This is a genomic window from Streptomyces griseorubiginosus (genome assembly GCF_036345115.1).
Classification (GTDB): Bacteria; Actinomycetota; Actinomycetes; order Streptomycetales; family Streptomycetaceae; genus Streptomyces; species Streptomyces griseorubiginosus_C.
Genome location: NZ_CP107766.1, coordinates 366,542 through 380,766 on the forward strand (window position 1 = coordinate 366,542; position 14,225 = coordinate 380,766).

The following is a 14,225-nucleotide window of genomic DNA, read 5'->3' on the forward strand; positions in this document are numbered from 1 at the left end:
CGCCGGTTTTCCGGTTACGGCCGTCAGCCGCACGTCAAGGTAGGTGCCCCCCAGTCGCCGTGGTCGTTGCCGTTGCCGTCGCCGGCGTCACCGACCTTCAGGTCGACCACCTGCGCGCCGCTCACGTCGACGTCGATCGGCACGGCGGCCTGTTTGCCGCGGATCGTCGGCGTGGTGACCAGGGTCTTGCCGTCGGCGATGACGGAGAAGGTCACCGTTCCCGCCCCGCCGGTCTCGTCGTCGACGCCCACGGAGGCCGTCAGCCGCGTGCACTGTCCGGCGAGGTAGAGCTGGACGTCGCTGAGCGAGTTGGTGCCCAGGCCCTTGGGGTAGGTCACGCCGGCGATGCTGATCGGGCGGCCGTCCCCGGCCGCCTGCTCGCCGACGCTGCCGTCCCGCTCCACCGGGCCCCATCCGTTGGTGGAGGACAGGAAGGGCAGATCGCTCACCGCGCTCCTCCCGGCCGGTGGAACCGGTGGGATGCCGCCGATGACGCGTTCGTCGCTGCCGGTGGCCCGCCGTCCGTTCTGTGCGTAGCGCACGGTGGTGGTGAGCGCCGAGGCGGAGGGCAGGTCCCCGGCCGGGGGCTGGACCTTCCAGGTGAAGGTGGCCGACTTCCCGGGTCGCAGGTACGTGAGGGAGGTGGGGCTCGTGGCGCTGACGCTCCACCCGTCGGGGGCGGAGAGCGCGGCCGTCAGGTCGGACGCCGGGCTGCCGCCCTTCGGCACCGCCACGGTCGTGCTCGCCGTGAAGGCCTCTGACGGCTGGGCCGTGTCGGGCACGGCCAGGGTGACGTCGGCTCCCGGACGCTTCGGCATCGCGTACTTCCGGGCGTCGTAGCGCGGGCTGTCGTTCTGCGCGACCCGCAGGGACGAGGCGTAGCTGCCGTAGTTCGTGAGGGAGACCTTGCCGAGGCCGCCGGTGCTGCCGTCCAGGTTCCAGACGGCGATGGCGATGCTGTTGCGGCCGTTCGGGTCGAGGATGCCGTTGGGGACGGGGAAGGTGTGCTGCGGGCCGAGGTAGTTGACGTAGTTGCCGACCTGCCAGCCGTTCACGAAGATCGTGGCCCGGTACTCGCGTGCCGGGTCGTCGGTGAACGTCAGGCCGAGCGAGGTGTCCTGGCCGCGCGGCAGGTCCAGGCTGACGTCGGTGCGGTACCAGGAGACACCGGGGCGGGTGTCGCTGACCGGCAGGGAGACCCGGTTCCACTTGGCGTCCGGGTAGCCCGGCAGGGACCAGCCCGCCCGCTCGCCGTACAGGCCGCCGGTCGAGAGCGGGCCGCGGACCGGGTCCTGGAGGTCCTCGCCACCGCGTACGCCCTGCAGGCGCCAGGTGACGGAGGTCAGCGGGGCTCCGACGAGGGAGGCGCTGGTGAGGCCGCGCGCGGTCTTGTTGCCGTTGGTGGAGTTGTAGTCCTCCTCGTGGCCCATGTTCACGGTGAGGACCGAAAGGACGTTGTCGCCCTGGGACCTGACCGCGCCGGCCGGGAAGGTGAAGTCGGCGCTGCCCGTGGTGGAGCTGCCCAGGAAGGTGCCGTTGAGCCAGGCCGAGAACGCCTGCGCGCCGCCGCCGGAGTCGGAGACAAGGTGGATGCCGGTCTCCTTGCCGCTCGCGTGGAAACGGCCGCGGTACCAGGTGTTGCCGGTGTGGAAGCCGTAGTCGTCGGCGTAGAGCACGGGCAGTTTGTCGATGCCGGAGACGCTGTTGGTCGTCGTCCTGTCGGCCACCTGCCAGCTGGTGTCGTCGAAGCCGGGGGCCGCCTCGGGGGATTCCTCGGCGTGCTTCCAGTTCGTCAGCGCCGGCAGGTGGATCGCGGCGGCCGTCGGGATCTTGCCGGTGAGGCTCGGGGTGTCGGTGGTCCGGGTCTTCACCGGTCGGCCGTTCCAGGTGACGTGACCGGCGGAGGCGAACACCTCGATGTTCTTGTCGTCGGCGTTGTCGCCTGTGAGCGCAACCGTACGGCCGTTGTCGAGACTGGTCGCCGTGCGCAGCAGGTGGGTGCCGCGCACCAGGACCGGGCCGGTCGCGGTGTCCTGGCGCCAGAAGGTCTTCGCCGTGGCCTTGTCGCCCACGAGGAGCAGCAGCGGACGCTGTCCGGGTGCGGTGACGGTGACGCGGATCAGGCCCTTGTGGGTGTAGTCGAGGCGCAGATCGCCGGTGGTGGCGTCCCAGGTGGTCGTCACCGTGCCGCCGACGGCGGTCACGGTCGGCTTCGAGGCGTAGCGCAGGACCGTCTCGCCGTCGCTGTCCGCGTCGCCGTAGAGCACGGCGACGTCCCGGTCGCCGATGGTCGCGTCGGTCATGAGCTCCGACGTGGAGTACTGCAACTGCGCTTCGCCGAGGCGGTAGTTCGCGACGATCACGTGGGAGTCGCGGCCGTCGAGGGTGATCGCGGTGCCGGGCTGCTGGGGTACGACCGGGTAGGTCGGCTGTTCGGCGGCGGTACCGGTGGGCACGTCGATGGCGTCGATCGCGACGTAGTTGTCGGTGGAGCCCGAGCCGTGGGTCCCGGTGACGACGATCTTCAGGGTGTGCGCACCCGGGGCCAGGCCGGACTTCTGGAAGATCACCGCCTGGTTCTCGCTGCCGGAGTCGTCGACGGTGGCGACCTTGGTGCCGTCGAGGTAGACGTCGGCGTTGCCGTGGTTGTCGGTCTTCGAGCCGATCCAGCGGATCGCGGTGCCGTCGAAGGGCACCGTGAGGGAGTCACCGGCCTTGTTGGAGAACGACTCGGTGTGCTTGTAGTCGCCGCCGGTGTAGCTGGTGTTGGCGACGTGCGACCACGAACCGCTGTACTGGAGCGCGGAGTCGGGGTCGTCCCAGGTGTAGGTGGTGTCCCCGGCCGGCTGGGCGTTGAAGTCCAGCGAGATGTGCGTCCGGTCGACCGCCGTGGACGTGGAGTTGCCGTGCCGCAGGACGTGGAACTGCGTCTTGGTGTCGGGGTTCATCCGGGCGGTGTCGACGACCGCGGAGTCGTCCGGGGGCGTGGCCCTGATCGCGTCGGTCTTGGTGAGCGGGGCGACCGCCTGGGTGAAGTACCCGATCAGCTTGTCCTCGTCGTACTTCGGGTCGAACTGGCGGGTCTCGCGGATCGCGGCTCCGTAGTCGTACGACGTGTAGTTCTGGGGCATGCTCAGCCAGCCCCAGTTGGTGCCGCCGTACGTCATGTAGAAGCTCTGCGCGGTCGCGCCGACGGCGATGTTCTGCTTGTAGAAGACGTTGGCGAACTGGTCGTTGATCAGCTGGGCGCACTTGTCGTAGCCCGGCCCGCCCCAGGGGTCGAAGGCGCCGCCCTGGAACTCCGGGGAGTACAGGGGCTTGCCCGCGGGGTGGTCGTAGCTGATGTCGGGGACGCCGTTCCACTTGGTGGGGTTGGAGCAGTCGAAGCCCTGCGGGTAGGAGTCCGGGCCGTCCACGTCCAGGGCGCCGTCACCGGAGTTGAAGGTGCCGTTGTTGTTGCCGGTCAGCGGCACGGTGATGCCGTCGGCGCGGGCCTTGTCCTCCAGGTGCTTCATGTAGGAGCGGGCGGACGCTGAGCCGTTGTAGTACTCGTTCTCGACCTGGTAGGCGATGACCGAGCCGGTGCCGTTGGTGAGTTGGTGCCGGGCGATGATCCGGTCGATCTGCGTCAGCCACTCGTCGGCGTACTTCAGGAAACGCGGGTCGTCGCTGCGGTTGTTCTCGGCCTTGGTGGTCAGCCAGCCCGGCAGGCCGCCGCTGTCGACCTCGGCGTTGATGTAGGGCGCGGGGCGCGCGATGACGTAGAGGCCGGCGTCCTCGGCCATGTCGAGGAGCTTGTCGACGTCCCGGACGCCGGTGAAGTCGTACACGCCCGGCTTGGGCGAGTGGTAGCCCCAGTCGAAGTACAGGGAGGTGGAGTTGAAGCCGGCGGCCTTCATCTTCTGGAAGATGTCCCGCCACAGGTCGGGGCTCGGGAGCCGGAAGGAGTGGAACTCACCGGACCAGAGGTAGGTGCGTCTGCCGTCCACGAGGAACGAGTAGCCGTCGTAACTCACCGTGTGTGGCGTCGGGTCGGCGGCCGGTGCGGCGGCCGGTGGCGGCCCGTCCGCCTCCCGCGCCGCGGCCGGCGCGATCATTCCCGTCGCCAGGGCGATGGTCGCGGCCGTCGCGAGGGCCGCCCTCCCCCACCCGCGGCGACCGGGTCTCGCGGTCTCCGAATCGTTCCGATTACCCCGCACTGCGGCCTCCTTACGGCCTGAGCAATCAACATCACACAGACTCAGGCAAAGTCGAACAGTAGGGGGGCAGTTGGCTCAACACAATGGGTCGGAAGAAGACAAGGACTTTGCCCGTCGCCCGCCCGAACTCACCGCCCCGCGCGGCGGACCCGTACCGGATGTCCGTTGCGGCAAGTAGGGTCCGACAGCGTGAGACTCGCGATCTTCGATCTGGACGGGACCCTGGTCGACCGCAGCGGCGCCTTCGCCGACGCCGTCACCAGCCTGAGCGGCGACCACGGCTACGGCCCCGAGGTCGAGCAGTGGCTGCTGACCGAGCTGGCCGACCACGCCGAGCGGGCCGACTTCGACCGGCTGCGCGCCACCTTCCCGGTCCGGGAGAGCGCCGACCATCTGTGGCGTGTCTACATCGACCGCATGGCGTCCTCGGTGCACTGCCGCCCCGCCGTCCTCAACAGCCTGGAGCGGCTAAAGGGGGCGGGCTGGAGCGTCGGCGTGGCCACGAACGGCGCCAGCGACATCCAGCGGGCCAAGATCCAGGCCACCGGGCTCGCCGACCTGATCGACGGGATCGCGGCGTCCGGCGACATCGACATCCGCAAACCCGACCCGCGGCTGTTCGAACTGGCCGCCGCACGCTGCGGGACGCAGCTCAGCCCCGGCGACTGGATGACCGGCGACAATCCCGAGACCGACATCGTCGGGGGCCACGAGGCGGGGCTGCGCACCATCTGGGTCACCGGCCGCCCCTGGCCCGAAGGGCTGCTCACGCCGCACCACACGGTCCAGGACGTCGTCGGCGCCATCGACTACCTGCTCGCGGAGGACTCGGCGTAGCGCCAGGGCCGGCTCCGCATCGACGCCGGCTCAGCCCCCGGTTCCGTACCCTGGCACGCATGCGCACGCGTCCCACGCTCCACTGGACCCCACCCGCGGACCTGCCTCCGGGGACCACCGATCTGCGGCCCGTGGTCGACGCGCTGAGCGCCGGCGGGGTGCTGGTGATCACCGGGGCGGGCATCTCCACGGAGTCGGGCATCCCCGCCTACCGGGGCGCGGGCGGCAGTCTGACCCGCCACACGCCGATGACGTACCAGGACTTCACCGCCTCCCCGCAGGCCCGGCGAAGATACTGGGCGCGCAGTCATCTGGGGTGGCGTACCTTCGGTCGCGCCCGTCCGAACGACGGGCACACGGCCGTGGCCGCGTTCGCCCGGCACGGTCTGCTCTCGGGCGTGATCACCCAGAACGTCGACGGCCTGCACCAGGCCGCCGGCAGCGAGGGGGTCGTGGAACTGCACGGGAGCCTGGCGAGGGTCCGCTGCCTCGACTGTGACGCCATGACCCCGCGTGGTGACCTCGCCGTGCGGCTGGAAGCGGCCAACGCGGGATTCGCGCCGGTGGCCGCCGGGATCAACCCGGACGGCGACGCCGACCTCTCCGACGAACAGGTCGCCGGCTTCCGTGTCCTGCCCTGCACGGACTGCGGCGGGATCCTCAAGCCCGACGTCGTCTTCTTCGGCGAGTCGGTGCCCCTCCAGCGGATCGAGCACTGCCGCGGGCTGGTCCGTGAGGCGAGTTCGGTGCTGGTCCTCGGCTCCTCGCTCACGGTGATGTCCGGGCTCCGGTTCGTCCGTCAGGCGGCTCAGGCCGACAAGCCGGTCCTGATCGTCAACCGGGATCCCACCCGCGGTGACGCGCTCGCCCACACCCGCGTCGGCCTCCCGCTGGGCACCGCCCTGTCCGCGGTCGCGGACCGGCTGAACCTCTGAGCCCGTGTGCGCCCCGGCGGGTCAGGGACGGGTGGCCGTCTCGCTGTCGGGGTGGATGGTGAAGATCTGGTCGAGGCCGACGATGCGCAGCACGCGCAGCATGTTCGGCGGTACGGCGGCCAGCGCGATGTCGGCCTGGACGGTCTCGGCGCGGGAGCGGGCGGCGAGCAGGGCCGTGATGCCGCTGGAGTCGCAGAACTCCAGCCCCCTCATGTCCAGGACCAGGCGTTGTCCAGGGCCGAGGGCTAGGGCGTCCAGGCGCTTCTGCAGTGCGGAGACGTTGGCGTAGTCGAGTTCGCCGGCGATCTCCACAACAGGACCGGTCGCGGCGTCTCGGGTCGTGATGTTCAGCGGGCTCATCGTTCGTTTCTCGTCCGGGGGTCGTCGGCGGCGGGGACGCCGATGGCGAGCAGGGCGGTGTCGTCGTCGAGGCCGTCACCGAAGCTGTCCAGGAGGCCGGTCAGGGCCTCGATGACGGAGTGCGGGCTCTTGCCCGCGTGGGCGGTGACGAAGGCGAGGAGCGCCTCGTCGCCGTAGAGACCGGTGCGGTCCTGGCCGGTGCGGGCCTCGGTGAGGCCGTCCGTGTAGAGGAGGAGCGTGTCGCCGGGGCCGAGCACCGTCGTGGCGGTGGTGAAGGGCGCCGACGGCAGGATGCCGACGAGCAGGCCGCCGGGCGTGCGCAGGAAGTCGGCCGTGCCGTCCGCGCGCAGGACGATGACCGGGGGGTGGCCACCCGAGGCGAGGTGGACGGCCAGTCGGCCGGTCGCGGGATCGGGCTCGAGGGTGCCGTACACGGCGGTGCAGTAGCGGGGGTCGCCGCTCGCGGCGTAGCGCTCGTGGAGCACCTTGTTCAGGGTGGTGAGGGCGGAGACGGGTTCGGGGTCGTGGACCGCGGCGGCGCGCAGGGTGTAGCGGGTCAGCGAGGTGAGGGCCGCGGCCTGCGGGCCCTTGCCGCACACGTCGCCGAGGAAGAACCCGAAGCGTTTGCCGTCGATGGCGAAGACGTCGTAGAAGTCGCCGCCCAGCCGGTCGGGCGAGGCCGTGTGGTAGTGGGCGGCCGTCCGCACCCCTGGTACCTCGGGCAGGGTGTCCGGCAGCAGCGACTGCTGGAGGACCGCGAGCGCCTCCTGGAGCCGGGTTCGGTCGGCCTCCGCCTGCCGGCGAGCCTCCTCGGCCACTTCCCGGCGGCGCAGGAGTTCCTCCTCGTAGGCGCGGCGGTCCCGGCCGTCGAAGACGGTGGTGCGGATCAGCAGCGGCTGCCCGGTGGTGCCGTGCTTGACCGCGGACGAGACCAGCACGGGCATCCGGCCGCCGCCGGTCTGCTTCATCTCCAGGGCTATGCCGCTGATCTCGCCCTGCATCCGCAGCAGCGGTCCGAAGTGCGTCTCGTGGTACAGCTTGCCGCCCATGGTCAGCAGGTCGGTGAACCGCATCCGGCCCACCACGTCCTCCCGCTCCAGGCCGAGCCAGTCCAGCAGCGTGGTGTTGATCTTCGCTACGGTGCCGTCCATCAGCGTGGAGAGGTATCCGCAGGGCGCGTTCTCGTACAGGTCCTCGGCTCCGTCCTCCAGCAGCGCGGCGAACGCGGCGTCCGTCACCTGCTCGCCGTCGGCGTCCTGCGGGTCGGGTTGCTGGCCGGCGCGGCACATCATCACAGGCTCGCGAGGAAGTCGGTGATCGCCTGGTTGGTGGCGTCGGGCGCGGACAGGTGCGGGCAGTGTCCGGTGGCGTCGAGGGTGACCAGGGTCGAGCCGGGGACCGCCCGGTGGACGAAGGCTCCGACCTCCCGCGGGGCGATGACGTCCTGGGTGCACTCCAGGATCAGGGTCGGCACGGTCACGCCCTTGAGGTCGTCCCTCGAGTCCGACAGGAACGTGGTCCGGGCGAAGACGCGTGCCATGTCGGGGTCGGTGGCGCAGAAGCTGTTGCGGAGTTCGTCGCCCAGTGCGGGCCGGTCCGCGTTGCCCATGATCACCGGGGCCATCGCGGCCGACCAGCCGAGGTAGTTGGCCTCCAGCGAGGCCAGCAGCTCGTCGATGTCCTCGGCGCTGAAACCGCCCCGGTAGCCCTCGTCGTCGATGTAGCGCGGGGAGGGGGCGACCATCACGAGGGCGCCGATCCGGTCGGGCGCCAGGCCGGCCGCCAGCACCCCGATCATCGCGCTGACGGAGTGACCCACGAACACGGCGTCCCGCAGGTCGAGCGCCTCGCACACCTCCACGACGTCCCGGGCGTACCCCTCCAGGGAGGAGTACCGGTCCTCGGAGAACGCGGAGGCGTCCGAGCGGCCCGAACCCACGTAGTCGAACAGCACCACGCGGTAGTCGTCGGCCAGCGCGGGCACCGTCAGCCGCCACATGTTCTGGTCGCAGCCGAAGCCATGGGCCAGCACCACCGTCGGCCCCTGGGGGTTACCGGTGACGGTCACGTGGTTTCTGCTCGCGATGTCCATACCGGACAGTCTCTCAAGTCGCACCCGCACCCCGTGACGCGCGGTACCGGAGAGCGGGGGTGCGGCTCGGGACGGGGAGCGGGGGGCGTGGCTCAGACCCCCGGGCGGGCGCCCTGCACGTGGAAGTTGAAGTCGCCGTGGCCGAAGGTGCCGTAGAGGCGCAGCCAGATCGGCAGGAGCATCTCGGCGCCACGGGCGCTGCTGATGTCGCCCAGGTCGATGACGCTGGACTCCGGCCACCCGAAGGAGCCCAGCAGCGCGGTGACGGCCTTCTTGGCGCCGGTGTCGTCCCCGCTGACGAACACGGTGTGCTCCCCGGCCACCCTGGCCGGATCGACCATGACGAAACAGTTCATGGTGTTGAGGGTCTTCACCACCATCGCGTCGGGGAAGGCCCGCTGGATGCGCTCGCCGAGGCTGTCGGTGTTGACCGGGTCGAGCGTCGGTGGCATCCCGGCGGAGAAGTCGAGCGGGTTGGCGATGTCGATCAGGACCTTGCCGCTCAGGTTGCGCGCACCGGCCGCCAGGAGCACTTCGATGCTCTGTCCGCCGGCCGTGGCGTTGACGATCGTTTCTCCCGCAGCCGCGGCCTCCGCGAAGGTCGCGAGGCGCACCTGGCGGTGCTCGGCGTGCCACTGCCCGAAGGGCGGGTTGCCCATGGCGTCGGGTTCGGTCCGGGCGAGGGTGGCCGCGGGGTCGCGGGTGCCGATGACGACCTCGTGGCCGAGGGAAGCGAGCTTGGCCGCCACGGTCCGGCCGACGATGCCGGTGCCAAGGACTGCGTAACTCATTCGAGTGGGTCCTTTCGCGAGCTCGGGTGATCGGGAGGGGTGCCTGCCACCACGACGGCGAACCGGGTCGTGGCCCGTCGCCTGCCGACAGTAGTGGTCGATACGTCCGCCTGATCCCCTCTATCGTGGAAAATCACATCATGATGGCTCGCTTCGAGGCAGGCTGCACATGAGGGAACCGCAGATCGACCACGCGGCGGTCTTCCGCGCCCTGCCCGGCATGGTGGCGCTGCTGACGCCGGAGCTGGTGTACGTGGACGTCAACGACGACTTCGTACGGATCACCGGTCGCGCCCGCGAGCAACTCGTCGGCCGCTACATCTTCGACGTGTTCCCGGAGAATCCGCACGACGACGCCGCGGCCGGAATGCGGGAGACCCGGGAGTCGATGCTGCGTGCGGTGGCCACCGGTGAGCGGGACACCATGGCGGTGCTGCGCTACGACATCGAGGATCCGCAGCGGCCCGGTCACTGGGAGGAGCACTTCTGGAGCCCGGTCAACGCCCCCGTCCTCGGCGCCGACGGGAAGGTGACGCTGCTCGTGCACCGGGTGGAGGAGGTCACCGAACTCATCCGGCACCGCGGCGGGCCGGGCGGCGACAGCCGGGCACGGGTGCTGGAGGCCGAGCTGTACACCCGGGCCCGGGAGCTCCAGGAGGTCAACGAACGCCTGCGCAAGGCGCACGCCCGCGAACGCGAGGTGGCCCTGGCCCTTCAGGAGGCACTGCTGCCCGCCCCCGGCCCCCTGGGGCGCCGCGAGGCGGCCGTGCGCTACCGGCCCGCCGTGGGCGCCCTGAACGTGTGCGGTGACTGGTACGACCTGGTCGACCTGCCCGACGACTGCCTGGCGGTGGCCGTCGGTGACGTGGTCGGCCACGGCCTGGCGGCCGCCTGTGTCATGGGCCAGCTGCGCAGCGCGCTGAGCGCCGCCACCCTGGTCGCCGACGGTCCCGCCCGGGCTCTGGAGGCCCTCGGGCTGTACGCCCGCTCCGTCGAGGGCGCCGAGTCGACCACGGCGGCGACGGCCTTCGTCGACTGGGGCAGCCACACCCTCACCTACAGCAGCGCGGGCCATCTTCCGCCCGCCCTGCTGCACCCCGACGGCACGGTGACTTTCCTGGACCGGGCCACCGACCCGCCGCTCGGCGCGAGCGTCGAGCACTCGGTGCGCCCCGAGGCCAGTGCGCCCTTCGTCGACGGCGCCACGCTGGTCCTCTACACGGACGGTCTGATCGAGCGCCGTACCGAGGACATCGACATCGGCCTGGACCGTCTGGCCGACTCGCTCACCCGGCATCGCGACGCTGGCCCCGAGGATTTGGCCGACGCGCTGCTCGCCGAGCTGCTGCCGCCCACGGGCAACGCCGACGACACCGCCCTGGTGGTCATCCGCCTGTGACGCGGCGGGCCGTCGGACGCAACGCGGTGACGGCCGTGCCGTTCTTCCCGCGCCGGACCGACGCCAGGGCTCCCAGGACCCGGCCGCGGCTGCCGTCGGGGACGGTCCACACGGGGTGACCTCGTACCGCCCACGATTGCAGCAGGGCGTTCGCCGCGAGGAAGCCGCTGGTGGCGGCGCGTTCCATCAGAGCCACCGGGAGGTCCGTGCGCACCAGGTCACCGGCGAGCACCAGGCCCTGTTGCGGTGTCCGCACGCCGGGGCGGTCCGCGTAGCCGCCGACGGGGAACAGGGGGCAGTCCCGGCGCCATTCGTGGCGTGCGTCGAGGATCCGCGCGTCGCGGGTCTCGGGGTAGACGTCGTGGAGGCGTGCGATCAGGTGCCGGGCCTCGGTGTCGGGGTCGGTGTGCTCCGGCAGCGCGTAGCCGTGGAGTTCGACCACCGAGCCGCCGGTGCGGGTGGACCAGGCAGCGGCCTCCCGCTCCCACCGCTCCAGGACGCTGACGTTGTCCAGCGAGCCGTACCCGGCCGTGCCCAGGAACCCGGGCCGGTCGGGGGCGACGGGGCGGTCGAGCCAGAGGCGGGAGACGAGGAAGGGCGGGGCGGTGCGCAGGCGGGAGATCCGTTCACGCCAGGCCGGGTCCCCGAGCCGGGGCGAGCGGCCGACCAGGGAGCGCAGCCCGCCCGTGTCGAGGGCCAGGACGACGCTGTCGTACGGCAGCTCCTCCCGGTCGGTGGCGACGGTGAAGGTGCCGTCGGCGGTGGGCGTGACGCTCTCGACGGGGGTGGACGGGCGCAGGTCGGCGCCGTGGCGGGACAGGTTCTCGGCGAGGGGGTCCCACAGGGCGGTCGGGAAGGGGTCTACGGGGACGTCGAAGAGGAGCCCCTCGGAGCTGCCGAGGAAGTAGATGTGGAACATCAGGACCATCTCGGCGGCCGAGAGCTCGCGGGGGTCGGCGAAGAAGCTGCGGGAGAAGACCTCGAAGGCCAGGTGGCGGGCGGCGGCCGGGAAGCGCAGCGAGTGCAGGAAGTCGTCGGCGCTCACCCCGTCCAGTTCGGCGTAGACCTCGGGGACGCTGACGTCGAGAAGCGGCAGGGCGGCGACGGGGTTCATCCGTGCCAGGTCCCGCCAGCGGAAGGACGGGCTCAGTGCCACGAAGCCCAGTGCGCTCAGCGGTGGCGTGCGCGGCACTCTGCGGAAGCTGTCGTGCAGCCCGTCGCGGTGCACGAGCGGATAGTCGGGCAGGCCGGTGAGGCGTCCCAGGAGGGGATCGGTACGGCGGAGCAGGGCGCGCAGGTTGTAGTACTGACGGAAGAACGCGTGGAAGCCGCGGCTCATCGTCGCGCTCGAGCCGTCGTACAGCTCGGTGCTCCAGCCGCCCACGCGGCCGCCCAGGTAGGGCTCGCGCTCGTAGAGCGTGACCCGCACACCCCGTTCGGCGAGTGCCGTGGCGGCGGCGATGCCCGCGATGCCGCCGCCCACGACGGCGGTGCTGCGCGAGCGGCCGCCGACCCGGCTCGCTCCGGGCGGCGGGGGCAGCAGGACGGCGCGGCGGTCCCGCCCGGGGCGGGCGGCGCTCACCGTGCGCCCCGGGCGGGCGGGGTGGCGCGGCGGGCGACGACGGTGTGGGTGATGCCGGTCTGCCAGCCGGGCAGCGGCAGGGCCCGCACCTGGTCGAACCCCCGGGCGCGGACGCGGTCCGTGAACCGGTCGACGGTGTCGAAGTCGACGACACTGCGGCACAGATGGCGGTAGAGGTCGCCGTCCCCGAGGGCGGTGGCGACGGGCAGCACCAGTCCCCGGCTCACGGCCGTCCACACGGCGCGGTGGAGCGGGTGGCCGCTGAGGGTGTACTCGTGCACGGCGAGCCGGCCGTGCGGGGCCAGCAGGTCGTGGACGGCGTCCAGGACGGCGTCCGGGTCGGCGACGTTGCGGAAGAGGTAGGCGGCGAACACCGCGTCGAAGGGCCCGGTGACACCCGCCGCCGCGAGGCCCTCGGCGGGAGCGCACACGAACCTGACCCCGCCGGGCCACGGCTTGGCCCTGGCGCGGTCCAGCATGCCGGAGGAGGCGTCCACGGCCGTGATGTCGGCGCCGGGCAGCACCCGGGCGAGCGCGGCGGTGGAGGCGCCGGTCCCGCAACCGAGGTCCAGGACGCGCAGGCCCGTCCCCGGGTGCGGGAGCCCGAGTCGGCGGGCCGAGCGGCGCAGATGGGCGTGGTAGCCGGGGTTGGCGGCCACGAGTGCGTCGTAACTGTGCGCCGCGTGGTCGAAGGCGGCGGCCAGGTCTGCGTCACGCAGCAGGGTCATGCTGCCTCCTGGTGAGGGCGTCGGGGGCGGTGCGTCGGAAACGTGGGTCAGGGGCCGGGGAAGGGGCGGGGCGGGAGCCGGGGTACGCGCGTGGCGGCGCGCAGCATGGGCAGTACGGGGGTGCGCAGGCCGATGGCGAGTTCTTCGTGCAGGCGGGTCCCGCCGTCCAGGAAGCGCAGGAGGCGGGGCAGGGGGACGCTGGCGAACAGGCGGGAGAAGAAGTCCGCGCCGTTGACCAGGCCGCTGTCGAGGGCGTGCAGCAGGACGGCGTCCATGGCGCGGGCGCGGGCCGAGTGGGGCAGCGGCGGCACGGGACGCCGGCCCTGGCGCAGGGCCGCCGCGACGGCCGCGGTCTGGCGCTGCACACCGGCGAAGGTGTAGCCGGTCGCGGGGCGGGTGGCGCCACCGGCCGCCCCGATCCGGAAGACGGACGCGGCGGTCCGGCGCGCGAACCGCGCGTCGGTCATCGGGATGACGCCCGTCTCGGTGCCGGTCACCTCGAAGTCGTCCAGACCGAGCACGCTGCCGGTGTAGTGCCGCAGTGCCTCGTCGTACGCGTCGGCGGACAGGACCGCCGGGGAGAACTCCGTGTACTCGACCAGGGCCTGCCCCGGGCCGGTGGGCAGGACGTACCCGAAGGAGAGGCCCTGCGCGGGCTGGGGGGTGCGCAGGTCCATGAACTCGACGCGGTCCGGGTCGAAGGCGCGGTGGTCGGTGCGGACGAACCAGCCGTGGAAGTGCTGGAGCAGGGTGGTGCGGGCGGCCGGCAGGCTGCCCAGCGGCCGGGAGTCGAACACCCAGCGCGCGCGTACGGCGTCGGGGTGCCCGTCGGCCGTACGGGCGTGGACACACGCGCCCTCGGGGAGTGACTCGATGCTCTCGACCGCCGCCTCGACGCGTCGCACCTGGCCGCTGTCCGCGAGGTCGTGCTCGATCAGTGCCTCGAAGTCGTCCGAGCGGATCATCTTGTAGCGCAGGGGGGAGATGTCGTGCTCGATCGGCTCCCCCGTGGGCCGGTGCACCCGCAGGTGCCGCCAGGACCGGGTGACCGCGGCGTCGTAGGGTCCGCGGCCGCTCTCCCAGAAGCACCAGGTGCGCCGGGGCGGGCGCAGGGGTCCGGGCGGGGCGTCCAGCAGGACGACGGACAGGCGCCGGGTACCGGGGGCGGGCCGGGTGAGACGGTGGGCGAGGGACAGTCCCGCGGCCCCCGCTCCGACGATGGCGACGTCGGCCTCGTGCACGTCCGGCTCACTCCCTCCGTGGTGTCGCCGTACTTCCGCGGTTGTGGTGGCCGGTACTTCC

General features: G+C 72.0%; 11 protein-coding genes. 3 read left to right on the forward strand and 8 right to left on the reverse strand.

The window, feature by feature from the left end; genetic code table 11:
• Positions 1 to 23: 23 nt before the first annotated feature.
• Entirely contained in the window at positions 24 to 4,199 is a 4,176-nt protein-coding gene (locus OHN19_RS01750; protein ID WP_330262363.1) for a beta-galactosidase, read from the reverse strand.
• A 189-nt stretch (positions 4,200 to 4,388) separates the two neighbouring features.
• Here OHN19_RS01750 and OHN19_RS01755 point away from each other — a divergent pair, with 189 nt between their 5' ends.
• Positions 4,389 to 5,036 carry an HAD family hydrolase gene (locus OHN19_RS01755; protein WP_330262364.1) on the forward strand — a complete coding sequence of 216 codons (648 nt, stop codon included), beginning with the start codon at positions 4,389 to 4,391 and terminating at the stop codon, positions 5,034 to 5,036.
• 59 nt (positions 5,037 to 5,095) lie between these two features.
• The gene (locus tag OHN19_RS01760) at positions 5,096 to 5,971 is read left to right on the forward strand and encodes an NAD-dependent protein deacetylase (protein ID WP_330262365.1); all 876 of its coding nucleotides are present in this window, start codon (positions 5,096 to 5,098) and stop codon (positions 5,969 to 5,971) included.
• Between the two features lie 21 nt (positions 5,972 to 5,992).
• On the opposite strand, the gene OHN19_RS01765 is transcribed toward OHN19_RS01760, so the two are convergent.
• The 4 genes from OHN19_RS01765 to OHN19_RS01780 form a co-directional block, all read right to left on the reverse strand.
• Positions 5,993 to 6,331: an STAS domain-containing protein gene (locus OHN19_RS01765; RefSeq protein ID WP_330262366.1), complete on the reverse strand. Its 339-nt coding sequence runs from the start codon at positions 6,329 to 6,331 to the stop codon at positions 5,993 to 5,995.
• Positions 6,328 to 7,620 carry a PP2C family protein-serine/threonine phosphatase gene (locus tag OHN19_RS01770; RefSeq protein WP_330262367.1) on the reverse strand — a complete coding sequence of 431 codons (1,293 nt, stop codon included), beginning with the start codon at positions 7,618 to 7,620 and terminating at the stop codon, positions 6,328 to 6,330. Before OHN19_RS01770 ends, OHN19_RS01765 begins: the two co-directional genes overlap by 4 nt.
• A 2-nt stretch (positions 7,621 to 7,622) precedes the next feature.
• Positions 7,623 to 8,423, reverse strand: coding sequence for an alpha/beta hydrolase (locus tag OHN19_RS01775; protein WP_330262368.1), 801 nt, complete (start codon positions 8,421 to 8,423; stop codon positions 7,623 to 7,625).
• A 92-nt stretch (positions 8,424 to 8,515) separates the two neighbouring features.
• Complete coding sequence (locus tag OHN19_RS01780; RefSeq protein WP_330262369.1) at positions 8,516 to 9,214, reverse strand: NADPH-dependent F420 reductase; 699 nt, start codon at positions 9,212 to 9,214, stop codon at positions 8,516 to 8,518.
• Between the two features lie 169 nt (positions 9,215 to 9,383).
• Between OHN19_RS01780 and OHN19_RS01785 the strand changes: the two genes are divergently transcribed.
• Entirely contained in the window at positions 9,384 to 10,613 is a 1,230-nt protein-coding gene (locus tag OHN19_RS01785; protein ID WP_330262370.1) for a PP2C family protein-serine/threonine phosphatase, read from the forward strand.
• On the opposite strand, the gene OHN19_RS01790 is transcribed toward OHN19_RS01785, so the two are convergent.
• Genes OHN19_RS01790 through OHN19_RS01800 form a run of 3 tightly spaced genes read right to left on the reverse strand, consistent with a single transcriptional unit; the run spans position 10,600 to position 14,164 of the window.
• The gene (locus OHN19_RS01790) at positions 10,600 to 12,195 is read right to left on the reverse strand and encodes an NAD(P)/FAD-dependent oxidoreductase (RefSeq protein WP_330262371.1); all 1,596 of its coding nucleotides are present in this window, start codon (positions 12,193 to 12,195) and stop codon (positions 10,600 to 10,602) included. The two genes, OHN19_RS01785 and OHN19_RS01790, sit on opposite strands and share 14 nt — an antisense overlap.
• Positions 12,192 to 12,923 (reverse strand): methyltransferase domain-containing protein, encoded by a 732-nt coding sequence (locus OHN19_RS01795; protein WP_330262372.1) that lies wholly within the window; start codon positions 12,921 to 12,923, stop codon positions 12,192 to 12,194. The genes OHN19_RS01790 and OHN19_RS01795 overlap by 4 nt, the downstream gene beginning before the upstream one ends.
• A 47-nt stretch (positions 12,924 to 12,970) precedes the next feature.
• Positions 12,971 to 14,164 (reverse strand): lycopene cyclase family protein, encoded by a 1,194-nt coding sequence (locus tag OHN19_RS01800; RefSeq protein ID WP_330262373.1) that lies wholly within the window; start codon positions 14,162 to 14,164, stop codon positions 12,971 to 12,973.
• Between the last annotated feature and the right edge of the window lie 61 nt (positions 14,165 to 14,225).